The sequence below is a fragment of the Serratia sp. PL17 genome (genome assembly GCF_017832355.1).
Lineage (GTDB): Bacteria > Pseudomonadota > Gammaproteobacteria > Enterobacterales > Enterobacteriaceae > Serratia.
This window is the reverse complement of sequence record NZ_JAFIBY010000003.1, coordinates 273,819-297,552: the sequence shown is the minus strand read 5'-3', so window position 1 is coordinate 297,552 and position 23,734 is coordinate 273,819. Positions and strand designations below refer to the sequence as shown.

At 51.8% G+C, this 23,734-nt stretch carries 22 protein-coding genes and 1 pseudogene; 11 read left to right on the top strand and 12 right to left on the bottom strand.

Annotated features, from left to right (window positions below; all coding sequences use genetic code 11):
• Positions 1–15 precede the first annotated feature (15 nt).
• Entirely contained in the window at positions 16–768 is a 753-nt protein-coding gene (locus JOE25_RS12995) for an SDR family NAD(P)-dependent oxidoreductase (RefSeq protein WP_032693571.1), read from the top strand.
• A gap of 15 nt (positions 769–783) precedes the next feature.
• Positions 784–1,344 carry a 6-phospho-3-hexuloisomerase gene (gene hxlB, locus JOE25_RS12990; protein WP_024359910.1) on the top strand — a complete coding sequence of 187 codons (561 nt, stop codon included), beginning with the start codon at positions 784–786 and terminating at the stop codon, positions 1,342–1,344.
• A 225-nt stretch (positions 1,345–1,569) separates the two neighbouring features.
• On the opposite strand, the gene JOE25_RS12985 is transcribed toward hxlB, so the two are convergent.
• The 5 genes from JOE25_RS12985 to JOE25_RS12965 all read right to left on the bottom strand — a co-directional run bounded on the left by JOE25_RS12985 (position 1,570) and on the right by JOE25_RS12965 (position 8,115).
• A complete protein-coding gene (locus JOE25_RS12985) occupies positions 1,570–3,081 on the bottom strand; it encodes a sugar ABC transporter ATP-binding protein (RefSeq protein WP_223226851.1) in 1,512 nt (503 codons plus the stop codon).
• Positions 3,082–3,100: 19 nt separating this feature from the next.
• Positions 3,101–4,081, bottom strand: coding sequence for a substrate-binding domain-containing protein (locus JOE25_RS12980; protein WP_209635784.1), 981 nt, complete (start codon positions 4,079–4,081; stop codon positions 3,101–3,103).
• Between the two features lie 41 nt (positions 4,082–4,122).
• The gene (locus JOE25_RS12975; protein WP_032693575.1) at positions 4,123–5,148 is read right to left on the bottom strand and encodes an ABC transporter permease; all 1,026 of its coding nucleotides are present in this window, start codon (positions 5,146–5,148) and stop codon (positions 4,123–4,125) included.
• On the bottom strand, positions 5,145–6,593 hold the full coding sequence (gene xylB, locus JOE25_RS12970) for a xylulokinase (RefSeq protein ID WP_015697035.1): 1,449 nt from the start codon (positions 6,591–6,593) through the stop codon (positions 5,145–5,147). Before xylB ends, JOE25_RS12975 begins: the two co-directional genes overlap by 4 nt.
• A 601-nt stretch (positions 6,594–7,194) precedes the next feature.
• The gene (locus JOE25_RS12965) at positions 7,195–8,115 is read right to left on the bottom strand and encodes a LysR family transcriptional regulator (RefSeq protein ID WP_187514419.1); all 921 of its coding nucleotides are present in this window, start codon (positions 8,113–8,115) and stop codon (positions 7,195–7,197) included.
• Between the two features lie 141 nt (positions 8,116–8,256).
• On the opposite strand from JOE25_RS12965, the gene JOE25_RS12960 reads away from it, so the two are divergent.
• Positions 8,257–8,646 (top strand): RidA family protein, encoded by a 390-nt coding sequence (locus tag JOE25_RS12960; RefSeq protein WP_015697037.1) that lies wholly within the window; start codon positions 8,257–8,259, stop codon positions 8,644–8,646.
• A 149-nt stretch (positions 8,647–8,795) separates the two neighbouring features.
• Positions 8,796–9,755, top strand: a complete 960-nt coding sequence (locus tag JOE25_RS12955; protein ID WP_129991135.1) for a zinc-binding alcohol dehydrogenase family protein — start codon at positions 8,796–8,798, stop codon at positions 9,753–9,755.
• Between the two features lie 174 nt (positions 9,756–9,929).
• Here JOE25_RS12955 and JOE25_RS12950 read toward each other — a convergent pair whose 3' ends face one another.
• A complete protein-coding gene (locus tag JOE25_RS12950) occupies positions 9,930–10,832 on the bottom strand; it encodes a LysR family transcriptional regulator (protein WP_037039047.1) in 903 nt (300 codons plus the stop codon).
• Between the two features lie 137 nt (positions 10,833–10,969).
• Between JOE25_RS12950 and JOE25_RS12945 the strand changes: the two genes are divergently transcribed.
• The 4 genes and pseudogenes from JOE25_RS12945 (at position 10,970) to JOE25_RS12935 (ending at position 13,584) form a co-directional block, all read left to right on the top strand.
• The gene (locus tag JOE25_RS12945) at positions 10,970–11,716 is read left to right on the top strand and encodes an SDR family oxidoreductase (protein WP_015697040.1); all 747 of its coding nucleotides are present in this window, start codon (positions 10,970–10,972) and stop codon (positions 11,714–11,716) included.
• A 206-nt stretch (positions 11,717–11,922) separates the two neighbouring features.
• Positions 11,923–11,985, top strand: a pseudogene (locus JOE25_RS26725) (hypothetical protein); the annotation flags it as partial.
• Between the two features lie 25 nt (positions 11,986–12,010).
• Complete coding sequence (locus JOE25_RS12940) at positions 12,011–12,469, top strand: glutathione S-transferase family protein (RefSeq protein ID WP_348539698.1); 459 nt, start codon at positions 12,011–12,013, stop codon at positions 12,467–12,469.
• Positions 12,470–12,963: 494 nt separating this feature from the next.
• Positions 12,964–13,584 carry a histidine phosphatase family protein gene (locus JOE25_RS12935; protein ID WP_015697053.1) on the top strand — a complete coding sequence of 207 codons (621 nt, stop codon included), beginning with the start codon at positions 12,964–12,966 and terminating at the stop codon, positions 13,582–13,584.
• 248 nt (positions 13,585–13,832) lie between these two features.
• Here the strand turns inward: JOE25_RS12935 and JOE25_RS12930 are convergent, their stop codons facing one another.
• Positions 13,833–14,930 carry an alkene reductase gene (locus JOE25_RS12930; protein WP_112152428.1) on the bottom strand — a complete coding sequence of 366 codons (1,098 nt, stop codon included), beginning with the start codon at positions 14,928–14,930 and terminating at the stop codon, positions 13,833–13,835.
• A gap of 119 nt (positions 14,931–15,049) precedes the next feature.
• On the opposite strand from JOE25_RS12930, the gene JOE25_RS12925 reads away from it, so the two are divergent.
• Entirely contained in the window at positions 15,050–15,979 is a 930-nt protein-coding gene (locus tag JOE25_RS12925) for a LysR family transcriptional regulator (protein WP_131637738.1), read from the top strand.
• Positions 15,980–16,346: 367 nt separating this feature from the next.
• Here JOE25_RS12925 and JOE25_RS12920 read toward each other — a convergent pair whose 3' ends face one another.
• Positions 16,347–17,276: an alpha/beta hydrolase gene (locus JOE25_RS12920; RefSeq protein WP_112152430.1), complete on the bottom strand. Its 930-nt coding sequence runs from the start codon at positions 17,274–17,276 to the stop codon at positions 16,347–16,349.
• 121 nt (positions 17,277–17,397) lie between these two features.
• Between JOE25_RS12920 and JOE25_RS12915 the strand changes: the two genes are divergently transcribed.
• Positions 17,398–18,306: a LysR family transcriptional regulator gene (locus JOE25_RS12915; protein WP_112152431.1), complete on the top strand. Its 909-nt coding sequence runs from the start codon at positions 17,398–17,400 to the stop codon at positions 18,304–18,306.
• 184 nt (positions 18,307–18,490) lie between these two features.
• On the opposite strand, the gene JOE25_RS12910 is transcribed toward JOE25_RS12915, so the two are convergent.
• Positions 18,491–19,408: an AraC family transcriptional regulator gene (locus JOE25_RS12910; RefSeq protein WP_013199736.1), complete on the bottom strand. Its 918-nt coding sequence runs from the start codon at positions 19,406–19,408 to the stop codon at positions 18,491–18,493.
• Between the two features lie 98 nt (positions 19,409–19,506).
• Between JOE25_RS12910 and JOE25_RS12905 the strand changes: the two genes are divergently transcribed.
• Complete coding sequence (locus JOE25_RS12905) at positions 19,507–20,574, top strand: aldo/keto reductase (RefSeq protein WP_013578385.1); 1,068 nt, start codon at positions 19,507–19,509, stop codon at positions 20,572–20,574.
• Positions 20,575–20,798: 224 nt separating this feature from the next.
• On the opposite strand, the gene JOE25_RS12900 is transcribed toward JOE25_RS12905, so the two are convergent.
• From JOE25_RS12900 to JOE25_RS12890, 3 genes are all read right to left on the bottom strand, one after another.
• Complete coding sequence (locus JOE25_RS12900) at positions 20,799–21,650, bottom strand: SMP-30/gluconolactonase/LRE family protein (RefSeq protein ID WP_015697042.1); 852 nt, start codon at positions 21,648–21,650, stop codon at positions 20,799–20,801.
• An 87-nt stretch (positions 21,651–21,737) separates the two neighbouring features.
• The gene (locus JOE25_RS12895; protein WP_015697043.1) at positions 21,738–22,211 is read right to left on the bottom strand and encodes a DMT family transporter; all 474 of its coding nucleotides are present in this window, start codon (positions 22,209–22,211) and stop codon (positions 21,738–21,740) included.
• Positions 22,212–22,225: 14 nt separating this feature from the next.
• On the bottom strand, positions 22,226–23,623 hold the full coding sequence (locus JOE25_RS12890; protein ID WP_129991134.1) for an amidohydrolase family protein: 1,398 nt from the start codon (positions 23,621–23,623) through the stop codon (positions 22,226–22,228).
• Positions 23,624–23,734 lie beyond the last annotated feature (111 nt).

The window sequence follows — 23,734 nt, the reverse complement described above, 5'->3', positions numbered from 1 at the left end:
TCAGGAGAACAACCGATGAGTCATTTTGAAGGTAAAGTTGCGCTAATTACCGGTGGTGCGCATGGGATTGGTAAAGGAATTGCAAAACAATTCGCCGAACGCGGTGCGCATACCGTCATTGTCGATTATAACGAGGCTAATGGCATCAAAACTGCGGAAGAACTGACCTTTGGCAATGTTAAATCGCTCTTTGTCAAAACGGACGTCTCTGATCCGCAGGCACTGGCTGAAGTGCGCAGAAAAGTTATCGAAACTTATGGCCGTATCGACATTCTGGTTTTGAACGCAGGTGTCGCTTTTGCCAATAAAGTCAAAGACATTACTTTCGAAGAGTGGAACAAAACACTCTCAATCAACCTGACGGGTTTATTCAATACGGTCAAAGCATTTTACGATGACTTCTTAACTAACCAGGGTTCAATCGTTTACATCTCCTCCGGTTCTGCGCTGTCAGGTACTGGCGGGGGGGTGAGCTATCCGGCCAGTAAAGCGGGGGGTGAAGGTCTTATTCGTGGTCTGGCGAAGGAGTTGGGTCCAAAAGGTGTTAACGTCAACGCTATTGCGCCGCGTCTTATCGACACCGGCGAAATGATGCGTGTTAATTACCCGACGCAGGCAGATTTAGACGCAGTACTGGAGAAAATTCCGGTCCGTCGTCTGGGCACAATCGATGATGTCGCAAACCTGGCCATCTTCCTTGCTGATAAGTCAAATTCTTACATCCAGGGACAGACGATCCTCATGGATGGTGGCCGTACAATTGCCTGACCGGAGGAAAAGAAAATGGGTGTTCAGGAAAATACTGTCAGTATTCTCAGGGAACTGGAGCAAAACGCGCTCAATATCGACAATGATCAGGCACAGCATTTTATCGGGAAGATCCGTAATGCGAAGCATATTTTCCTGCAAGGTGCAGGGCGCAGCGGTATTGCCATCCGCGCGTTCGCTAACCGTTTATTGCATTTAGGCTTCTCGGTCAGCGTAGTTGGGGAAATTTCATCACCTCATACGAAAGCGGGTGATTTGTTAATTATTGGTTCAGGCAGTGGCGAAACAGGCAGTCTCAAGAGCCTTGCGCAGAAAGCCGTTGAGTGTGGCGTCGACGTGGCGCTGGTCACCATGAAGAAAGACTCTGCGATTGGCCAGTTGGCCAACTGCGTACTGGTATTACCGGGAACGGTCAAAACTGAAAACGATCGCACTCCGGGCCAGTTTTCGCAGCCAATGGGTTCCTCTTTCGAGCAACTCTGCTTTATCACCTACGATGCCATCGTGCTTGAACTCATGGACCAACTGCGTGAAACCAGTGAAACCATGTTTAAACGACACGCTGATTTTGAGTAATGACACTGAGCGCTTCGCCGGAAGCGCTCATTCGTTTATAACATCACATCATTAAAATTAACGTGCTGAATGTGTTGCCCTGCATTGTCTCTGCGTATACCCGAGATGTAAAAGTCTGCCATTTTTTTTGCCCTCTCGCCGCTGGCACGTTAATTAAACGCTGAAACAAAAACGGCCAGCTAAGCTGGCCGTTGGAGATGCGTTCTGTTCCGGGGAACGAGTGCCCTAAGCCTGGGCTTCAGCATGCTCCCATGCGGCTTTGCGGAGATCTGCGGGTTTAAGGTCGCGTGCAGGAATGATCACACCATCGCATTTACCCTGTCGGAACACCGTAATGGTATCTGCCACGTCCAGCAATTCCTCTTCCTCACTCGATACCACGATGACGCAGCAGCCTTTATCCGCCAGCTGATGGATGATGCGATAAATATCCGCTTTTGCCCCAATGTCGACGCCTTTGGTCGGCTCATCCAGCAATACCAGATTGGCGTTTTGCGCAATGACCCTGGCGAGCAGAACTTTTTGCTGATTGCCGCCGGAAAGCGATTTAATCGGTCCGCTCAGCGTTCCCAGCGTATTCATCTTGCTCAGCAACTCAGCGGCGGCCTGCCGCGCCGCGCTGTGACTGACAAATCCGCCAGAACGGAATTTTTTCAGAACCGGCAGCATGGCGTTGGCATAGCTCGACATCTGAGGAATGAAGCCATCTTTTTTACGTTCTTCTGTCAGGTAAGCAATCCCCTTATCAATGGCTTTTGCCGGTGAAGAAGGATGGTATTCTTTGTGACCCAGCCGGATGTCACCACCGGTAACGGTTTCCAACCCAAACAGCGTCTGGCACAAGCGCGTTCGCCCTGCGCCGGCCAGCCCGTATATACCCAAAATTTCCCCGCGATATGCTTCAAGGTTGATGCCTTTCAGGCGATCAGTCTGCAGGTTGGTGACCGAGAGCCAGGGTTTGCCCATCGCGCCGCGTATCAGACTACGGCTGTTAGACGGCGCCTGATAGGCATTTGCGTCGCCCACAATAGCGTCAATGATGGCGCTTTTGCTCAGCGTCTTTTTGCCTTCGTTGTAAATCACCCGGCCGCCGCACATGACGGTCGCTTCATCACAAACACCCAACACTTCGTCTAATTTATGAGAGACCAGCACTACGCCAATCTGCTTTTCGCGTGCGATACGTTGTACTGCCTGCAGCAGTTCTTCTGCCTGCGCACCTTCCAGCGCGGTTGTCGGTTCATCGAGGAAAAGAAAACGGGCGTCACGATCAAGGTTAGAAACCACCTCCAGCATCTGCTTTTCAGGATGTGACAAATTTTTGACCAGCGCGGTAGCGCTGAAACTCAGATGGTAATCATTCAGTACTTTCTCGGTATGCGCGATCATACTTGCATCATCTATAAAGCCACTGCCTTTACGACATTCACGTCCGAGAAAAAGGTTTTGCCAGACGCTCATGCCGGGAATGAGACGGAGTTCCTGATACACACAAGCAATACCTTTGTTGAGTGCATCCCGTGGCGAAGCAAGGTGCACCGGCGTTTCGCCGATCATCAGCTCTCCACTATCCTGCGTGTTAACGCCCGCCAGGATTTTCAGTAGCGTTGATTTACCCGCTCCATTATGGCCAAAGAGGCCGTGGATCTCGCCAGGCTTTACGCTGAAATCCACACCGTGGAGAACCTGCACACCCGAAAAACCGATTTTGACCTGCTTCGCCACATAATTCATCATTCTTCGCCTTTCACTTAAGTCAGTATGCTGAACCCATTACCGATGCTGCGTTGTCTTTGGTGACCAGCAGCGGTGGGTTGTTGATCATGGCGGGAACCTGTTCACCGTTCAGACTCTTGCTGGCATTTTCAACCAGCAACTGAGCCAGTTTAACCGGCTCCTGGATCGCACCGGCTTTCAATATGCTGTTGTTCTGAACGGCTTTGACGCCTTCTTTATCCACAAACGCATACAGCTTCACTTTGTCACTGACCCCCAGTTGCTGGATTGCCGCCAGTGACCCGAGCGCGGAAGGTTCGGTGTCTGAGTACACGACGTTAATTTCTGGCCTGCCCTGTAGCATTTCAGTGGTGACTTTCAGGGAGGTTGTTTCTTCTACTTTGCCATTGACCAGCGCGACGAACTTAATGTTTTTGTTGGATGCCACGGCTTCCCTGAAGCCTTCATCACGTGCATTTGCGGCAATGGAGGTTGGTTCTCCCACGATACCCACTGTCGCCGTGCCATTTTCACCAATGTCTTTCAACAACTGCTGGCCAATGAGCTTGCCGCCTTCACGCTGATCGGTCTGAACACCTTGAACCAGCGTGACGTTTTGCTGCTTCATCCCTTCGGTATCCGGCAGGATGTTGATGGCAAACGCCGGAATTTTTGCCTGATTAAGCTGGTTTATGATCGACACGCAGGGGCCTGAGGAGACGCAGTTCACTGCGACCGCATCCACCTTCTGTTCAATGAAGTTCTGCACCTGCGAAAGTTGCTTGGCGTCGTCATTATCAGCAATCGAAATTTTTACGTTCAAGCCCTGTGCCGCTGCATTGTCTTCAAAGCTTTTTTTCATGGCAACGTAATAAGGGTTGGTGAGGTTCGGCAGCGTAACGCCCAATGTTTTTTTGCCGGCACCCACGGTGCTTTCAGTATCCTCGCGGTTACAGCCGGCGAGCATGCAGGACAGCGCGACTATCGCTGCAGCTGCGGTGATTGTGGTACGGAGTTTCATGTTTATCTCCTGGATATATGTAGGTCAGGGTTTAAGAAGCGTTATTGTTGTGTTTTGCGTGACTTCCTGACTTTGAGCCAGGGGATCACGATTTTTTTCGAGGTACGTAAGGTATCGAAAGTGACGCCGAACAGGATGATCAGGCCGATGACCAGCGGCTGCCAGTAGGCACTGACGTTCAGCACGTTCATCAGATTCGATATTGAGGCAATAAGCATGGCGCCAATCATCGCGCCGATAAGGCTGCCGGTGCCACCAAACAGACTGACGCCACCGACCACCGCACCCGCTATTGAGAAGAACAGTTCGTCACCACGGCCCGCCGTCGGATAGCCTGTCATCAGACGCGATCCATAAATCAGGCCGCCGCATGCCGCACAAAGCCCGGAAATGGCATACACCAACAGGGTGATGCGTGGAATGCTGATCCCCGATAAGCGTGCAGCATCTGCGTTACCGCCTACCGCATAGATGTGAGTCCCGGTGATGGTGCGGCGCAGGAAGATGACACCAATAACAATGGCCAGCAGCAGCGCTATGACAGGGAACGGAATACCCAGCGGTTTTGACTGACCGATGAGGCTGTAACCAATTTGCGTCACGCGTATCGATTCGGCGCCGGTGATAATTTGTGGTATGGATGCCGCAACCCCCATCATCGCAAAGGTGACAATGAATGGCGGCACGCCGGTGCGTTCGATTATCAGACCATTTACCAGCCCACTCAGCGCACCCACCGCCAACACGATGGGTACGGCAAGCTGCCACGGAATGCCAAATTTCTCCATCAGCAAAGCCGCAACCACGCAGGTCATCGCCACGATGGAGCCGCAGGAGAGGTCGATACCCCCGGTCAGCAGGACAAAGGATTGCCCCAGGCAAAGGAAGCCGATGACCGCGCCGTTCAGAAGCAACACCATCATGTTCGAAACAGTCAGGAAGTTAGGCGTGGCGATAAACCCGCCCAGCATGACCAGTAAGAAAACCACGGCGATACCCGCTTCTGCAGGGACTTTGAGCGGCTGCTTAGGGGGTTTGATTTTGGCAGGGGTAGTTATTGAACTCATTGCAGCTCTCCTGATAATGCATTGGCATAGGTAACGTAAGCGTCCAGGACATGGCGCGCATCTTGTTGTGGCCCGGCCACTTTCTCAAGCGGCACACTCCAGCGATCGGCCATTTCAATATTTGTGCATCCCAGCACGGCAGCGGCAGCCTGAATGGCTGCACCCGCGGCTGCCGTTTCACCCACCGGAGAAATCCAAACGGGCTTGCCCGTCAGGTCAGCCAGAATCTGACGATAGGCTCGTGACTTTGCGCCGCCGCCGGTGACAATAATGCGACCGTCGTCAGTGAAGCCATGTTGTTTCAGTACCAGACCGCCCGCCAGCAGGCCGCACAGTACGCCTTCCACGGTGGCGCGAGCCATATCCTGCATCGTTGTGGTGGTACGTAATCCGCGCATGTGTCCCGTGGCGTCAGGAAGGTTGGGGGTGCGCTCGCCGTCCAGCCACGGAACAAGCTGAAGACCGTTGGCGCCGGGTGGTGAACTCAGCGCGAGCTCGTCGAATTCGTCAGGGGTAACGCGCAGCATTTTGCGAAATGTATCGGTGACTTTGGCGGCGTTCAGCGTAGTAATCATGGGGATAAAGCGATCGGCCGCATCGGCATAACCGTTGATGGTGCCGGTGCTGTCGGTAATACCTTTGTTGGTGATGCCATATAACGTACCGCTGGTCCCGATAGAGATACCGGTATCACCGGTTTTCAGGTTCATCCCTAACGCGGCGGACATGTTATCGCCGGTCCCGACACCCACGATTGCCCCCGCCAGTCCAGCCAGTTCGGGCATTAACTTCACAACGCCAGCCGGTTGATGCGACGGGATGATAGTGGGCCAGCGGGAAATCCAGTCAATTTGACTGTTAACCACCGCTGCCAGCTGTGGTTCCCAGCTATTGGTGAAGGGGTTGAAGTAACCCGTACCGGATGCCCCGCCGCGCTCGCACACAAAGCTACCGCTCAGACGGTAAACCAGATAATCAAACGGCAGCATGATGCGGTGGGCTTTTTCCAGCAGCCCCGGATAATTTTGTTCTGTCCAGGCCAGTTTAGAAATGGTCATTGCCGGCCCCGGAACGGAACCCGTCAGGCGTGCCCATTCTTCCGGAGCAATCTTCTCGCACAATTCACGCGCCTGCGGCGCAGACTCCGTGTCATTCCACAGCTTCGCAGGACGCAGCGGGCGATCGTGATTATCAAGCATGACGAGGCCGTGCCCCTGGCCACCGACAGCCAGACCTGCAATACGTGGCCACCATTGTTTTAATTCAGTGAGCGCGGAGACTAAAGCATCCCACCAGGCTTGCGGATCCTGCTCGCTACACGGCGGCGTGGTCGGTGGGTGCAACTTACGAGCCTGTGCGATCACCTTGCCATTTTCAAGACTACGCAGCATGACGGTGCAAGACTGGGTGGAGGAATCTATACCCGCTACAAGGTCCTGTTTCATAGAACTACCTCTGAACTATCGTTAAGAAATGACAGAGCTGAAAGTGATAACTGAACGACAAACAAACGGGTTTATGGTTTTAGATACTCAGCTTTTTGCTCATATGATCAGTTTTGTTTGCTCGTTTGTAAGATATAGACAATACCCACGGCAAAACATTCGTCAATTGTCGTGTTAAGGGAACGTTACACAGCTCTCACTTTTAGTTTCACCTGACAGCTCTGACGGTTTGTTCATTTGATCAGTGGAAAAACCTTAATTTTTTGCAGTAGGGTAGAAATTAGCGCTGAGAGTCATCTTCTGTTCGGTGTTTAAGATTGTTTATTTTGGCGAGGGCAGTGATGTGAAGAGGTTTTATTTGCAAATAATCAGGTGAGATGAACGTGCCGGGGATGTGGTACAGAAAGCTCATAATAAATCGTCTCAATGTTGAAGAGACGGTTAATCTCGGAGACTTTAAAGGGTTTATCAGAAGGCCTGAGACTGCTCATTTATTTATCATCCGGAGACATTGGGTAGTCACGCCATCATCGAACCGCAAATGCCACCCGGTCTGAGCACCAATCGACGCTGATGAGCGAATCAGGGGGCTGGGATGTCATTACTTATTGTTGGAATGGGGGACATGCTGCTGCATCAATTCAACGATCCAATCAATAAAAACTCGCAGTCTGGCGCTGACATGGCGGTTTGGCGGAAATGCCAGGTACAGGGGCATTGGATTAATACGCCAATTTTCAAATAGCGGAATCAGGGAGCCACAAGCCTGATGTGCTGCCGCCATATAGACTGGCAGCGCAATCACGCCTAACCCGGCCAGCCCAGCTTCGAGGTAAGCATTGCCATCATCCACTGCAAGCACATAACTGCTCTTGATTTCAATATGTTCACTCTCACAGTGCAGTAACAGAGAATCAATCTTGCCGGTGCGTGAGGACAAGAATCCCACTATGCGATGGTCAGTATTTTCCAGCTCTCGCGGATGCGCAGGGGCACCAAGGCGTTCCACATAACTGGGGGCGACGTAGACGCCGATTTGCAAATCGCCGACATGACGGGCGATCAGGGACTGGTCGTTGATTTCGCCACCGCGCAGGACGCAATCCACATTGTCGCCGATCAGATCCACCACCCGGTCACTCACGCCCATGTCGAACTGGATATCAGGGTAGCGCGCGTGGAAAGCCGGTAGTGCCGGCACCAGCACAAGGCGGGCCAACGGACTGGGCACATCCACCCGTAGCCGTCCTCCGGGCGTAATCGCCGTACTTGACAGGCTGTTTTCAGCATCCTCCATGTCCGCCAGCAGGCGGATGACGCGCTCGTAGTAAGCCGCTCCATCAGGAGTGACACCAAGCTTGCGGGTGGTGCGATGGAGTAACCTGACGCGCAGCCGCGCTTCCAACTGCTGAATAAGTTGTGTCACCGTGGTTTTGCTCATATGGAGTGTTTGGGCAGCCTTTGTGAAGCTACCTGCCTCTACCACACGAGCAAAGGCGCGCATCGCATCGAAACGATCCATTCCTTACCCTCTCTTTTCACCGATTGTTTGGATTTTACAAACAATGATGAACAAAGTCGCTTGTTTATCCACCCGATCTGGCACCTGTAAAGTGTCTTTATATTCATTGGGCAGATTTCGCCCCATTGCAAAGGTACAAACATGACAACACGCGAAGCAGTTTTTCCCTTCGGGCGACAGGCGCTCTATGAGCGCAATCGGTATTCACCGGCCATCAAATCTAACGGTTTCTTGTTTGTTTCGGGGCAGGTGGGTAGCCGGGAGGATGGTTCGCCTGAACAGGATCTTAAAGAGCAGATCAGGCTGGCATTCGATAACCTTAATGCTGTTCTCACGGCTGCGGGCTGCACGTTCGGTGACGTGGTTGACGTTACCCTCTTTGTCGTCGATCCCGAGTCAAACCTCGACGCTATCTGGAGTATCCTGCCAGAATATTGGGGGGAAGCGCCTTACCCTACGTTGACCGGGATCGGCGTGACGTGGCTTTACGGATTCAAGTTTGAGATTAAGGTGATTGCCAGGCTACCCTGAGCGTTACGGGTCTTTCCGCCCGTCGAAAACTCAACAGGGCAGCCCGCGCTGCCTGTAAAGGCAACAGAGAGATTTCTGACGTGCTATAGGCCGGACCGGGATGGTTTGCCGGACGGGTCCGGATTGACTGATGAGACAGAGGAAAATTTATGAAAGCAGCGGTTTATGACGTGGAAGGCGCTCCCGGCGTCCTGAAATATGTCGATATCCCGGATCCGGTCACAGGGCCTGACGACATCCTGATTTCTGTCGAGGCTATCTCGATTGAAGGTGGGGATCTGATCAACCGCCGTTCAACTCCGCCGCCTCATCCTTTATGGATCGTCGGCTACGCGGCCGCGGGCACAGTTATTGCAGTCGGATCGAAAGTCAGTAGCCGTAAGGTTGGGGACAGAGTCGCCGCTTTTAACATACAGGGATCACATGCGGAACGTTGGGCTGTGCCTGCGGAACGAACCTGGCTGATACCCGACGGGGTGGATACGGCAGAAGCGGCGGTGTTACCGATTTCTTTTGGAACCGCGCATCATTGCCTTTTCACACGAGGCATGCTCCGGCACGGGGAAACCGTCCTTATTCAGGCAGCAGCGGGTGGCGTGGGGCTCGCGGCCGTTCAGCTTGCCTCACAAGCAGGCGCGACGGTCATCGCCGTGGCAAGCGGGACGCAGCGAAGAAGCCGGTTGCTTGAACTTGGTGCCCATCATGTCGTGGATCGTGCAGAGAATAACGTCGTGGACAGTGTCCGACAGTACACCCATGGCACCGGTGTTGACCTCGTCGTCGATCCGGTGGGGACGACGTTACCTGCTTCGCTTGCTGCACTCGCTCCGCAAGGACGTCTCGTCTTCGTCGGTAATGCGGGCGGTGGCAGCCTGACTGTCGACTTGTGGCCGCCAATGCAGTCTAACCAGACACTCATGGGGGTATTTATGGGACCCCTTTTTGAAAAGCCCGGAGTTCGGGCAAGTGTGGACGACATGTTGCAGGCTCTAGCCGCAGGGCGCATCAGGGTTGTCATTGACCGCATCTTCCCCCTGGCCAGCGCTGCTGCGGCCCACGAATTCGCCGAGACAGCGAAACCGCTTGGCCGCATCGTTATGAAGCCATGAGGCGCGTTTGACCAGTATGAGTGCGCTGGGCTAATTACTGGGTTCTGGTATCAAGGCTAAGTTCAGATGTCAGGGGTAGGGCAAAGCTGAAATGCCCGCTCTGTGCCAAAGCAGACATTGCTAGCTCTACACTGCATTAATTATTGGGGAACATGTCAGTTCGTTATCTCAGGCTCATTTCATTGAGTTCTGAACTTTGAAGCCGGGATTTTTTTCAAAAATCTCAGCAACAAAATCCATGAACACAATCGCCCGTTTTGGTAAAAGTCGATTAGCAACATAAACGGCTTGAATGGGAACGAGCGATGCAGTGTAATCAGTCAGTAATAATTGTAAATTGCCACTTTCCAGTCCCTCCTCGAACAACCATTCTGGGCCCTGTGCGATCCCAATCCCTGCATTGACAAATTTCTGTACTGCTTCGGGTGAATTGACCCTGAGCCGACCAGAAACAGGAACATTGATATCTTGAAATCTCCAGGTAGCTCCTGTTGTCAGCAAGGTATAAATCAAACAATCATGTTTTTTTAAATCCTCGGGGGTATTAGGGGTTCCACGTTTCGCTAAGTACTTGTTACTGGCAACACAGACTCGCTCAAACATGCCAAGTCTGCGGGCACGCATAGCACTGTCCTCCAGGTGTCCAATGCGGATTGCCAGCTCAGCCCCTTCATCAACGAGATTGATATAGCGGTCATTAATCTGTAGATCGAGTGTTATCTCAGGGTAGCGTTCTAAAAAATCTGAGATGTGCGGGACTAAGAATGTGTGAGCCAATGCTGTGGGGCAGGCAACGCGTAATAGCCCTGTGGGTGTAACATTTCCTCTGAAAGAAGACTCTGACTCTTCGACCGCTTCCAGAATACGCCTTGCTTCCAAATAATAACGTTCTCCTTCAGGAGTCAGGGAAAGCTTGCGGGTTGATCTGTGAAGTAATCTGGTCTGCAAATGCTCTTCGAGGGCTGCAATATGACGACTCACGTTCGGTTGCCCTAAGCCCAAATCCCTGCCGGCTGCGGAAAAGCTGCCTGTTTCAGCGGTACGGACAAAGCATGTCATCAACAGTAATCTATCCATCCTAAAACCCATTTATGCTTTTAATGCATGAAAGATATTTAAAAATACAATCTTATCACTATCTGAGCATGAGCATACAGTGGCTATCAAATCGGTCATTCGCCGGTCAGTAGTTAAAACTAACAGGAGATAGTTATATGGCTAGATTACAAGGTAAACGCGCACTGATCACGGGTGGAACAAGTGGTATTGGTCTTGAAACAGCGAAGCTGTTTGTTGCAGAAGGTGCACGCGTAATTGTTACGGGTGTTAACCCTGATTCTATCGCAAAGGCGAAAGTAGAACTGGGTAATGACGTGTTAGTCGTGAGTGCTGATTCCGCTGATGTGAACGCACAGAAAGCGCTGGCTCAGACAGTTCAGGAACACTTTGGACAACTGGATATCGCTTTTCTGAATGCGGGTATATCAATGTATATGCCAATTGAGGTATGGACAGAAGAGCAGTTCGACCGCATTTATGATATCAACGTTAAAGGTCCTTACTTCTTGATGCAGGCGCTGCTGCCAGTGTTCGCAAGCTCTGCATCAGTGGTCTTTAATACCTCTGTAAATGCTCACACGGGACCGGTGAACTCTTCAGTTTATGGCTCAACAAAAGCAGCATTACTGAACATGTCGAAAACACTTTCCAACGAGTTACTTTCTCGTGGGATCCGTATCAACGCAGTGAGCCCTGGCCCTGTTGATACACCGCTTTACGATAAGGCGGGGATCCCAGTGGAATATCATGATCAAGTGATGAAAGATATCGTTGCAACCATCCCTGCCGGTCGTTTTGGTAAGCCTCAGGAAGTAGCACAAGCGGTACTTTACTTCGCATCTGATGAGTCTGCCTGGACCGTGGGTTCAGAAATCATCATCGACGGCGGCGTTTCAATCTAAGCCACCAAAATAAGATTTACAATTCATCAAGCCCGCCACCTTTTATAGCGGCGGGCTATCTTTTTATCTGGAGTCTGAGATGTCTACCTGTGACCTGACACTTATTAGCCACCTACTGTGCCCCTTTGTGCAGCGTTCAGCGATCGTTCTTCTCGAGAAAAATGTGCTATTTGAACGCGTAAATGTAGACTTATCGGCAAACCTGACTGGTTTCTTGCTCTGTCACCCACTGGCAAGGTGCCGCTACTTAAAGTGTGTCAGGAAAATGGTGAAGGTGCTCTTATTTTCGAGAGCATGGTGATCTGCGAGTACCTTAATGAAACACAGGACGGTTATTCGATGTATGCTGACGATGCATTAGTAAGAGCCAGACAGCGCGCATGGATCGAGTTCTCTACATCAATGCTTGGAAATGCATGGCAATTTTTAAATGCGACTGATCAGGTCATTGCAGACAGCAAACGCGCGGTGTTCCGTGAGCAGCTTGAACGTATTGAATCTGAATTGAGCCTGGGACCTTATTTCTCTGGTGCCGAATTCAGTATGGTTGATGCGGTCTACGCTCCTGTTTTCCGTTACTTCTCCATCATCGATGCATCAGTCTCTGAGGCGATTTTTGAGGGGCTTCCACGTGCTTTAGCGTGGAAAGCTGCACTTGCGAAAAGGGAAAGTGTACAAGCCGCTGTATCATCAGATTATGCAGAACTTTTCCAAAATCATCTTCGTCAGCATTCCGCAATTCTCGCTGCCTGAAGATATTCGCTGGGAAACCGTGACCTGTTTCCCGCTGATTAAAACACTGCAATGTTAGTAATTCCTCCACCAACTGAGAGAACAATTTTGAACTTCTGCTTTTCGCTCAGGCTGTGTGAAAACCCTAGTCCAAAACTGATGTGAGCGTGTCTACGCAAAATCTGAAATTAATCGACCGGTTAGTAGAGCCGAATTTTACGTATGAGCGCGGTTTTCAGCTCTGTTTTTGGCAGTTTCAGCGGCCAAAAAAGTTTTCACACAGCCTGCGCTCTCAGCAGACCTTCAGCGTCACGTATTTGTCTGCTGTGTGCCAAGAGCGGAAGTTAACTACGGATAAAATTCAGCGCCTCACCTCCAGAGCCGCTGCATAATGGCAATAAGCTACACTTGTTCATTATTTCCAAAACAGGAAAGCCTTCCGCTGCTTCAACGGTGTGTGTTTGACATCGCGCAGTTGGGACATTTTGATCAACAACGAGCATGGCCAGCTAACGATGAAATTGATACTTGTTCGACACGCAGAAACAGAGTGGAATTTGGAAGGAATTATTCAGGGGCACAGCGATAGCCCCTTGACCTGTCGGGGTTTGCGTGAAACATCCGTCCTACTAGCAGCGTTTAGTGCAAGTGAGTATCAAATAGAGCGTGTTTACGCTTCTCCGCTTGGGCGTGCCTGGCAAATGGGGCAAAGCCTGGCTGAACACTTTCATTGTTCACTGACGGCTGAACCGGCCCTTAAAGAGCAGGCCTTTGGTCAGTTTGAAGGTATGCCGTTAGAACTACTCAGACAAAAACATCCAAACTATGCAAATGAGTTATTCAGGCTTGATGCAGAGTATTGTCCACCTGGGGGGGAGTCACTGGCGCATGCTTCTCAGCGAGTTATGCGTTTTTTACAAAACCTGGAAGATACCTCATCACATCAACAAACAATATGTATTGTGTCTCACGGGCATGTCAGTCAGGGCACTCTGGCAATTCTTAAAGAAGGGACTGTCAATAGTTTCCCTCGCTATGCTCACCCCAATGCAAGTTATTCTGTTATCGACCTGATTAATGGAAAATGTATCGGCCTAAAGTGGGGGATTGCTACACATTTACGTCACCTGAATTAGTGGCTACCTTTCAAGCATTGAAAACCCATCCTGCCAGAGTCATCATTATTTAAGCACAAAGTCCGCTTTTCGCTCTCAGCAGACCTTCAGCGTCACGTGTTTGTCTGCTGGTCAGGAGCGGACGTCACCAACAATTGAGTGTGCTACTCATAAGGGAGCAGATCAGACGAACTCAAAAATAGTTGTCGGGACCCTTAGCGAGCATGCGGATAGGATGCATTTCAGATGCATTTCTGTTTCAGGGAAGCTTAATCCACGTGATACGTGGGATAATCTATATAACCTGCATCTCGCCCAGTATAGAACGTATCCTTATCAGGAATAGCTATCGGCCACCCATTTTTCATGCGTTTAACGAGATCAGGATTGGCTATGAAAGGACGCCCAAATGCGATTAAGTCGGCATAACCTTCTCTGAGTGCCAGTTCAGCACGCTCCTGTGTATAGCTGCCCGCGACGATGAGGGTACCTTCGTAGGCCTCGCGAAACTTTGTCAGAAAGCCAGCAGGAATGGCCTGAGCTCCCAGAGATTCCTGATCGCTCAAATGCACATATGCGAGATGTCGACGACGCAGTTCGATACCCAAAGATAACCAGGTATCCTGCTCATCATCAAAGCCATGCATATCCTGCAGGCGGCCAAAGGGTGCAATACGGATACCTGTCAGATGACTCCCGATGGCTGCAGAGACGGCATCCACCGTTTCCAGCGTAAACCGCAGGCGACTAGCAATATTACCGCCATAGCGGTCTGTTCTGTCGTTAAGTCCACCATTGATAAATTGCTCGAAGATGTAGCCGTTAGCCGCGTGGATCTCCACACCGTCAAAACCCGCCTCGATAGCATTTTTAGCCGCCCGAACGAAATCCTGTGTCACCCGCGGGACTTCATCCGTTGCTAATGCGCGGGGCTGGCTGTGAAATACGCGTACAGACTGACAGTTATCACCGGGAATGTGAGTGGTGCAGCCTTCTGCAACGCGTGAGACGGAGCTGACCGGTGCCTGCCCATCAGGCTGGTGAGCAATGTGAGAGGAACGACCTACGTGCCAAAGCTGGATGAATATTCTCCCACCCTGCGCATGTACTGCCTCAGTCACCTTTTTCCAGCCCTCTATCTGTTCGTCAGTGTAAATTCCCGGCGTGTAAGCCTGTCCACGGCCTTCCATTGAAACAGGTGAACCTTCGGAAACAATTAAACCTGCTGTTGCGCGCTGGCGATAGTAGGTGACCATACTGTCAGTGGGAACATGGTCATAGGCTCGCGATCGGGTCATTGGTGCCATAACGACACGATTATTAAGCTTTATTCCATTCATTGTATAGATATTCAGTAACTCGCTCATTCTGTCTCCTGAAGCCATTTCATGGTAAAAATCTGTTAGCAACGATCTTATCCTTATTTGAAGGCCATGATTACCTGGGCAAAAAGACCCTCAGTGTTGAGATAAAGGAACCAATATTTGTGACGGTACAACTCAATGGCGTACAGGAATTTACTGAAATCGTCAGAAAAGGCAGTTTCGTTGCTGCAGCTGAGGGTTTAGGCGTGACGCGTTCGGCACTCAGCAAAAGCATCAAGCGTCTGGAAATTCGGCTGGGGGTTCGCTTACTCAACCGCAGTACGCGAAGCCTGTCGCTGACACCGGAAGGTGAGATCTATTTCAATCACTGCACTGTTGCTCTGGATATGATTTCAGATGCCGAAAGCAGAATAGAGGCGGGGATAGTCGAGCCGTCTGGACTGATGCGGCTGACGGTTCCCGTGGCCTTTGGGCACCTTTTCATTATGCCCTTACTCAATATCATGGCGTTAAAATACCGGGCCCTGAATATCGAAGTTGATTTCAGCGATCGGGTTCGCGACCCGTCGACAGACGGTTTTGACCTCGCACTGAGGCTTGGCCCCCTACCTGACTCAGGTGATTTGGTTGCCACCCGCCTGGGCGAGCAAAGGCTTATCATTTGTGCCTCAGCGGGCTATCTGGAACAAGCAGGCACCCCCATTGATCTTCGTGAGCTTTCATCTCACAGATGCATTTCAGGGTTACCATCAGACGGGCAAACTTACTGGCTAATCCGGGGCAAAGAGGGGCACGTTGTAAGACATGTTGTTTCCTCAGCCTACCGTTTTAATAATGGTCAAGCCATGCTGGAAGCGGCTATCGCAGGATGTGGGGTGACGCAACTTCCGGACTGGTTATGCGGTGATGCCATCAAAAAGGGGCAGCTTCGTGCAATTCTACCCACCTTTCAGGCACCGCCCACCCCCATTTCTGCAATGTGGCCCAGGACTCACACGGTGCTTCCTAAAGTGAGAGCCTTGATTGAAGAACTGAAAAAAGAGTTGCCGGCACTGTTAACGAGCGCGCAGCGTTCATCTGTTACGAGATAATGAGATATCAGTGCCTGATACATCAGCGACCGCAAGCCTGCCAGAATTATATTCGCTCAAGCATATTGACCAATGATTGTGAGCGTCTGTTTCCATTCTTACCCGGTAATGAGCACCGTAGATTTCGCCCCCCTGAGTCATACGTTTTCTCCTGGATAATCCGGCCTATTATCAGGAAGGCCGACTGGTTAACCTTCAAGCGGCATAATAATAAAGCCGAAGGTCAGGCGGCCCAGGCGGAATACGCGCTTATATGCGCTATGTGAGGCAAGATCCAGCGGATAAGTGAGTTGTATCTGTAAATTGGGGATTTTCACTCCTGACGGGCGCAGTCAGTCGCGCCCGTTATTTAGTTCATCACTGATGATTACTTCGCTGCATCCCGCAGGACCTGCTTCATAAAGGCGACGGAGCTCTCCAGAGCCTGCACTGCTTCTGGCTGCAGCGTGGAGAAGAAATGCCAGGCGTGGAACATACCCGGCCAAACCTCCAAATTTACGCGAACCCGGTTATCACCCAGATGAGTTGCGAGCCGCATCGCGTCGCTCAGCATCAGTTCATTCTCGCCAATCTGAACCAGCACCGGCGGCAGACCCGTCACATCCGCAAACACCGGTGATGCCATTGGGTGATTAGGTAACGCATCGCCCAGGAAGGTGCGTGCCAGGAAATCCAGGCCGGCCTTGGTGTTCAGAGGATCAAGACCTTCCCGGTTGGTCATGGAGACGCCCGTATGCTCAAGGTTGGCCCATGGGGAAATGGAAACACCGCCGGCCGGAAGTGGCAGGCCTTTATTACGTGCAGCTACCATAACGGTAACCACCATTGCTCCGCCTGCAGACTCGCCCGCCAGTACGATTTTGCTGGCATCAAAGCCCTGTTCAATCAACCACTCATACGCACGAACGGTATCGGTAACGGGCGTGGGGAAAGGATACTCCGGTGCCAGACGGTAATCCGGCATGTAAACCCGTGCGCCCAGCATGCTGGCGTAGTTACCACCAATACCGTGATAGCCCGCCGGTTCGCCGACAATATAAGCCCCGCCGTGGATGTACATCACGATGGCATCAGTTTCAAGTTTGTCAGGCGTCACCAGCGTGCCCGGTACGCCCCCCATGTCGACTTCAGTAAAACTGACACCGGCAGGTGCAGGATTTTTAGCCAGCATACGGGTATAGGCGTCACGTACCTCACTCATAGGCGTTACGGTATCCTCACCCGTAAGGATTGGACCCAGGCCGGCCAGGCTTTCTGACCATTCTTTTACGGCTTGTTTGGTTTGTTGATTCAGCATTTTTATTCCTGTTTGTATTTGCGTTAAAAAATAACAGGAACCTATAGTATATAAACATTTAGGGAATGTGTTTCCCGTATCAGGGTACGTTAAAGCCCGTATTAAAGGAGATAAATAAAGCATGGAGATCAACAGCATTGGTGATATCGCCGCATTCGTCGCGGCTGTAAAAGCCGGGAGTTACACCCACGCAGCGGGTTCCCTCGGGCTCACTCGTTCTGCCATTGGCAAGAGTATTGTCAGGCTCGAAACGCGTATGGGTGTTCGTCTCCTTAACCGTACCACCCGGAGTCTGAGTCTGACTGATGAAGGGAGGGTCATGTTCGACCGTTGCCGACAGATACTGGATGACCTGGAAGAGGTCGATGCCGCCATGGCCATGCGCAGGGGGAAACCAACGGGGACTCTCCGGCTGAGTGCTCCGCTTTCTTTTGGGCAGCGCCACATCCTTCCCATTCTGGATGTTTATCTGAAAAAGTGGCCGGAACTTCGTGCGGAGGTGTCCTTTAGCGACAGGTTTGTTGATCTTATTGAAGAAGGCTTTGATATTGCCATTCGCATCGGTGAACCCCGCGATGACTCGCGCATTCTTACCCGAACGATTGCTTCGCAGCACATTGTCACTTGTGCATCTCCAGAATATTTGTCCTCACGGGGCGTTCCAGAAACGCCCGCAGACTTAACCAGGCATGACACTATTTTTCTTCTGAGTGCAGAAAAGAGACGCAGCTGGCGGTTTGCGACTCCGGAAGGTACTTTTGTGTATGAAGGACCCGGGCGGCTAAACCTCGACAGTTCGGAAGCCATGCGGGCATCGGCAATTTCCGGATTTGGTATCGTTCACTTACCGACCTATTTGCTAGGGGAGGATTTACGTAGTGGTAAGCTGATACCGGTGCTTGAGGAGTATCCTTTCCCTCCGGAACCTATTCGGCTCATTTATCCCAGTAAACGACATTTATCCCCGCGAATTCGGGCCTTTATTGACCTGCTTGTGGAAAGCTGGGAGCAAGGTTTACCTTGGGAATAAAGTATATCCAAACGCAGTTGTCCGGCTACATTTTCAGGCACAATGTCCGCTCCTCGCTCACAGCGGACCTTTCATAACCAGAGGTCCGCTCTGTGCCAGAAGCGGACGTTGTATCTTTGCACGCTGCGATAACTTTTTGATAATTTTGCAAACGCATTAAAAAGACAATTATCAGAGTGGCCTCTTAAGTGTTCTTATGCAGATTGCGGTAGCCTCCTGGCGTTCTTCCGGTATGACGTTTGAATGCCAGCGAAAAAGAGGGAACAGATTTATATCCGGTTAATCTTGCTATCTCACTAATACTTAAGTGATGTTTCCTGAGTTCAGCGCATGCCAGCTCCATTCGCCATGACGTCAGATAATTCCCGGGCGTTGAACCGGTAAGCTGGTGAAACCGACTAGCGAACGCACTGCGGGACATGGCTGATTTAGCAGACAGACTTGCCAGCGTCCAGTCTGCAGATGGAGAAGAATGTATCAGTGACAGTGCGGTTCCTATTTTCCTGTCACCGAGCGCTTTCAGCCAGGATGTCCCTTTCTGATTACCCTCTAAGTATTCCCTCAGCATCTGCACCAGAACAAGTATTGCCATGCTACTGGCCACAATGTCGTGTCCGGGACGAAGCGCTGATGTTTCATGCGAAAGCAAAGTGATAAGGGCGGTGAGTGCAGGAGAAGAACTTTCCTCTCGTCGTGAAACCAGAACCGGAGGCAGATGTTTTAAAAGCAGCGGGCTGGAAGCCTCCTCAAATACGAATCTTCCCCCAATCCCCTCACTGATAAGTTCTCCCTGGCCGTAGCGGACCACGCCATCCGCTTCACGGTGAGAAGAGAATATCTGCCGTCCGTCACTCACCATCAATGCCGGACTTGAGCCACAGCAGTAAGCGTCACCCGAGGTCAGAAGATAGAAGTCCCCTTTTTCAAGCAGCAGAGGCTGCATTCCGACCATCCAGAGCCAGAAGTTCCCCTCAAGCACAGTGCCGAACTTAATGTGTTTATAAGAGGGAAACCGCATTGCCCAGGGGCCACGTGCTTCCATACGGGCCGTAAGAATGGCCTCTACCTTCAGGAGTGAAAGAATATCAGACAGCGGATCCATAACATCCTGGACGAATGAATAATAAAAAAGGGATTTCTATAATAAAAGAAAGCTTTTATCTGCGTCATTATCATTTGGAGCTTAACGGAGAAAACCAAATGAAATACGCAGAACTGGGTAAAACAGGGGTTTATGTTTCACGCATTTGTCTCGGGACGATGACATTTGGCGGGGCGGATAATGCCGCCGGTAATGCCATCGGCCGTCTGACGGGCAAAGAGGCGGATATTATCGTTGGTGAGGCGCTGGACGCCGGCATCAATTTTATTGATACCGCCGATGTCTATGGTTCGGGGGGCTCTGAAAGCGTGCTGGGCGAAGTGCTGGCGCAGCGCCGCGGTCAGGTTTTCCTTGCAACAAAAGCGCACAGCAGAATGAATGCGGGCCCAAATGATGCAGGCCAGTCGCGCTATCACTTGATGCAGGCGCTTGAAGCCAGCCTGCGGCGGCTTAAAACCGATCACATTGACTTATATCAGGTTCACAACTTTGATGCTGCAACGCCGCCTGAAGAGGTTTTACGGACACTGGATGATATGGTGCGACAGGGTAAGGTCAGGTATATCGGCTGTTCGAATTATGCGGGCTGGCAGCTTGCCAAAGCCCTGGGTGTCTCGGCTGAACATAAGCTTGAGAAATTTGTCAGCGTACAGTCTTTTTATTCGCTGGCCTGCCGCGACATTGAGCATGAACTCCTGCCGGCAATCAAGGACAGCCACAGCGGACTTCTGTGCTGGAGTCCACTGGCAGGCGGGCTGCTTTCAGGCAAGTTTGATCGCAGCGGCAATCATGACGCTTCGGGCAGGCGCGCGAAGATCGAATTTCCACCCGTCGACAAGAACCAGGCATGGGATATCGTGGATGTGCTCAGAGCAGTTTCTGAAAAACACAACACCACACCAGCCTGCATTGCGCTCGCCTGGCTGCTTTCGTCACCGCAGGTGACCAGCGTTATAGCGGGCGTGCGTAATGTGGAGCAACTCAGGGGCAACCTCTGCGCACTGTCTGTTGAGCTCAGTGAAGAAGAAAAAGGAATGCTCGATGAGGTCAGTCATCCAGGGATTCGTTATCCGGGCTGGATACAGTCATATAATGCCGCGAGTCGTTTCCCTGCGGGCTTTACCGATACCGGACCCAGTTGGGTGCTGGGCGAGTCACCCGTCTGAAATAAAATATATATGGGATGTCCGGTTCGTATTTAGGCCGAAAAGGGCTGGTACAAAATAAATGCCAGTAGAAGCTGAATATCTCAGTGTCAAAGATCCGCTGCTCGCTCGAAGCAGCCTGATGGGCTTCACCTACAGCAGTTTGGTGCCAGAAGCGGACATTACTGGCAGACTGAAGCAGATAAAGTCCTGCCCGCATGCGGCAATTAGAGCTCTCACATTGTTTATGCTGCAAACCGGCTTTCTGGTAAACCGGCAAAGACTGCAGATTCGGCCTTCAGTAAAGCACCGTCATAAATTGATGGCGCAGAAAGCCCCACAGAAGCAGTGGTGCAGTAGAGGTTGGTGAAGCCCTCACCGGCCAGTATCGGACAGGTGCTCTGGATACCAGGGGATGGCAGGATAGTGTCTGTGGTCCCATCCGGACTGTAACGAACAATACGATTCCCTCCCCATTCAGCATTCCATAAATAGCCCATCGCATCCACGCAGGAGCCGTCAGGTGCACCATTGCCTGCTGTTTCGGTGAACACGCGCGGGTTCTCCAGAGATGGATAATCGCAGCAGAATATTTTGCCCTGCATCGAGTCGCTGTAATAGATCGTGCAGCCATCGGGGCTGAAACAGATGCTGTTCGGGATGGCGACCTCGGGCAGCGCAAGCGTTTCAACAGTCAGCGTTGCAGCATTTAGTCGGTGAAACTTACCGATGACTTTTACGGGATAACCTTCATCCATAGTCCCAAAGACAAAATTACCGGCACGGTCGCACCGTCCGTCACCTGTGCGGGTGCCTGTTTCTCCCGGTGAGGCTGCCACCGTTGTAAGAATACCGGTGTTGAGATCATAGAAAGCCAGCCTGGACGCGAGTCCCATCAGCAGAATGTGACTCTTTTCGGTCAGGGCAAAGGATCCAAGGCGTTCTGGCAGCGACCAGCGCATCACAGCGTCATCGCCTTCTTCTAAGGCGAGTAGTTCACTGCATTCAATGTCAGTCCAATAGAGTCTGCATGTTCTTTCACACCACAGGGGGCACTCTCCCAGCGTATTCCTGACATCAGCTGCAATTGAAAACATGTTAATCCTCCGGATAAATAAAGGTCGTACTGCACATTGAGCGTGACTCACCCGCGTCTGCGCTGTGGTAAACGTGGGTAAACGCAGTTACTGCAGATAACGCGCAGAAAGTCGATCGCTGAAAAGCATGACGGCAAGTCCGATCAGCATAACCAGCATTCCCCCCAGCCTGAGTAACGAAACCGGACGCCGCACAGCGCCCAACAAGCCAAAATGATCAATCATCTGCGAGGAAAGTAACTGTCCGACAATCGCCAGCCCGAGCAGAGCTGAAAACCCAATTTTCGGCGCAAGCACGACATAGCTGAACAGTGCACATGCACCTATCATTCCGCCCGCCAGACTCCAGAGGGGTTGCGACGGGATCGCCGCTAGCGATGTCATCAACCCACCCCGCAGCAGCGCGTAAATCCCTAGACTGAACGCGCCCGCCGTAAATGAAAACAGCGCCGCAGTGACCGGGTCGCCGCCCAGTCCCTTTGCCAGCTGGCTGTTCAGGGTCGTCTGCAGGGTGATCCCCAGACCTGCGGCAAAAGCGATTACGTAATAGGTCATGCCCATGCTTTTCATCCTGGTCAGTCGGCCTGCACCAGCGGCAGGAAGGTGTCAGCAAAAATGTCAGGCTGGTAGCCAGAGGCTGCAAAAAGGTGCTCACGCGACTCATCAATCGCCGCACGTAGTCGCGCGCTGTCTACGCCCAGCACCTTACCGTTCTGTTTAACGATGCGTCCGCCGATCATGACGGTGTCGATGTTGCTGCGCTCGGCGGCATGAACCACCGTGCCAAAGGCATTGCCGGACGGGTAAAGATTGAGATCACTGACGCTAATCAGCACCAGGTCGGCTTGTTTGCCTGGCGTCAGGCTGCCAACTTTGTCCTGCAGCCCTGCACAGGCAGCGCCATCAAGAGTCGCGGCTTTAAGGAGTTGCGCCGCCGGAAGCGTTTTCAGCGCATGTTCAGAATCGCAGCACTGCTGCTGATGCATGCCCATCACGCGCTGCAGGTAAAAGGCGACGCGCATCTCCATAAACATATCGGTGCTGTACGACGTTTCATTGTCTACGCTCAGGCCAGGGTTGATGCCATGACGCTGCGCGGCCTCAATGGCGAACATCCCGCTTTCGATGCCATAGTGCGAATCTGAGCGCGGGCAGACGTTCACCCGGACACCGGCCTCCCGCAGAATTTCCCATCCCCTGTCGGGCAGCGCCGTGCAGTGATTGAAAATATTGTCCGGACCCAGAAGCCCCTGCTGATGCAGCGACTCAAGTTCAGACCCCATCTCAGCGCCAAAGAACTCAGTGACAATCGACAGTCCCAGCCGGCGGGCTTCGGCCCACAACTCCGGCTCCAGCTGGGCCATGACGGCGAGAGAGACCAGGCTTTCAGGGTTGTCGGTGAAATACTTATCCTGCAGACGCTGCCAGTTTCCCGGCCAGTGCGCTTTATCCCATTCGCCAGCTACCGGTGCGCCGGAAGCATGAATGGCACGAATGCCGGTATCAAGCAGGGCCTCGACGGCGGCATCGGAATGCGCTGCGGTTCGGCTGTTGTGCGAGTTATCGATCATTGTGGTGATGCCCGCGTCAATAGCGCCCAGCGCCGTCAGCAGGTTGCCAACATAGATATCGGCAGGACGGTAATATTTAGCGAAGGAGAAGTGCGTGGCGTTGCTGTAGTCGTCCAGGCAGGTGGCGTTTGGGTTAATGCGGCGCAACTGTCCTTCCCATGCGTGACGATGAGAATCGACCATTCCCGGCATGGCGATCATGTTGGTGGCATCAATGACATGCGCACCCGGCACATCAAGGTTCTGGCCGACGGCGGTAATCGTTGAGCCGTTGATGAGAATATCGCCGCGCTCAATGTTACCGACGTTCCCGTCCATGCTCAGTATCGTCGCGCCACGAATCAACGTAGCCTGTGAAGTGACATTCTGATTGTTAACAATATTTCGGATGTATTTGGTCATTAAACCTGCCTCTTTCCTGATTAATGGGGAAACGATACACCACGTTATTAGCCTGAATAAGATGCTTAAAGCGTTTTCATAATTCATAATTCGCGAATAATCAGACTCACT

What these genes read in the sequence shown, in the direction of transcription:
- JOE25_RS12995 (WP_032693571.1), top strand. Translation starts at nt 16, where the DNA reads ATGAGTCATTTTGAAGGTAAAGTTGCGCTAATTACCGGTGGTGCGCAT.
- hxlB (WP_024359910.1), top strand. Translation starts at nt 784, where the DNA reads ATGGGTGTTCAGGAAAATACTGTCAGTATTCTCAGGGAACTGGAGCAA.
- JOE25_RS12985 (WP_223226851.1), bottom strand. Translation starts at nt 3,081, where the DNA reads ATGATGAATTATGTGGCGAAGCAGGTCAAAATCGGTTTTTCGGGTGTG.
- JOE25_RS12980 (WP_209635784.1), bottom strand. Translation starts at nt 4,081, where the DNA reads ATGAAACTCCGTACCACAATCACCGCAGCTGCAGCGATAGTCGCGCTG.
- JOE25_RS12975 (WP_032693575.1), bottom strand. Translation starts at nt 5,148, where the DNA reads ATGAGTTCAATAACTACCCCTGCCAAAATCAAACCCCCTAAGCAGCCG.
- xylB (WP_015697035.1), bottom strand. Translation starts at nt 6,593, where the DNA reads ATGAAACAGGACCTTGTAGCGGGTATAGATTCCTCCACCCAGTCTTGC.
- JOE25_RS12965 (WP_187514419.1), bottom strand. Translation starts at nt 8,115, where the DNA reads ATGGATCGTTTCGATGCGATGCGCGCCTTTGCTCGTGTGGTAGAGGCA.
- JOE25_RS12960 (WP_015697037.1), top strand. Translation starts at nt 8,257, where the DNA reads ATGACAACACGCGAAGCAGTTTTTCCCTTCGGGCGACAGGCGCTCTAT.
- JOE25_RS12955 (WP_129991135.1), top strand. Translation starts at nt 8,796, where the DNA reads ATGAAAGCAGCGGTTTATGACGTGGAAGGCGCTCCCGGCGTCCTGAAA.
- JOE25_RS12950 (WP_037039047.1), bottom strand. Translation starts at nt 10,832, where the DNA reads ATGGATAGATTACTGTTGATGACATGCTTTGTCCGTACCGCTGAAACA.
- JOE25_RS12945 (WP_015697040.1), top strand. Translation starts at nt 10,970, where the DNA reads ATGGCTAGATTACAAGGTAAACGCGCACTGATCACGGGTGGAACAAGT.
- JOE25_RS12940 (WP_348539698.1), top strand. Translation starts at nt 12,011, where the DNA reads ATGGTGATCTGCGAGTACCTTAATGAAACACAGGACGGTTATTCGATG.
- JOE25_RS12935 (WP_015697053.1), top strand. Translation starts at nt 12,964, where the DNA reads ATGAAATTGATACTTGTTCGACACGCAGAAACAGAGTGGAATTTGGAA.
- JOE25_RS12930 (WP_112152428.1), bottom strand. Translation starts at nt 14,930, where the DNA reads ATGAGCGAGTTACTGAATATCTATACAATGAATGGAATAAAGCTTAAT.
- JOE25_RS12920 (WP_112152430.1), bottom strand. Translation starts at nt 17,276, where the DNA reads ATGCTGAATCAACAAACCAAACAAGCCGTAAAAGAATGGTCAGAAAGC.
- JOE25_RS12915 (WP_112152431.1), top strand. Translation starts at nt 17,398, where the DNA reads ATGGAGATCAACAGCATTGGTGATATCGCCGCATTCGTCGCGGCTGTA.
- JOE25_RS12910 (WP_013199736.1), bottom strand. Translation starts at nt 19,408, where the DNA reads ATGGATCCGCTGTCTGATATTCTTTCACTCCTGAAGGTAGAGGCCATT.
- JOE25_RS12905 (WP_013578385.1), top strand. Translation starts at nt 19,507, where the DNA reads ATGAAATACGCAGAACTGGGTAAAACAGGGGTTTATGTTTCACGCATT.
- JOE25_RS12900 (WP_015697042.1), bottom strand. Translation starts at nt 21,650, where the DNA reads ATGTTTTCAATTGCAGCTGATGTCAGGAATACGCTGGGAGAGTGCCCC.
- JOE25_RS12895 (WP_015697043.1), bottom strand. Translation starts at nt 22,211, where the DNA reads ATGGGCATGACCTATTACGTAATCGCTTTTGCCGCAGGTCTGGGGATC.
- JOE25_RS12890 (WP_129991134.1), bottom strand. Translation starts at nt 23,623, where the DNA reads ATGACCAAATACATCCGAAATATTGTTAACAATCAGAATGTCACTTCA.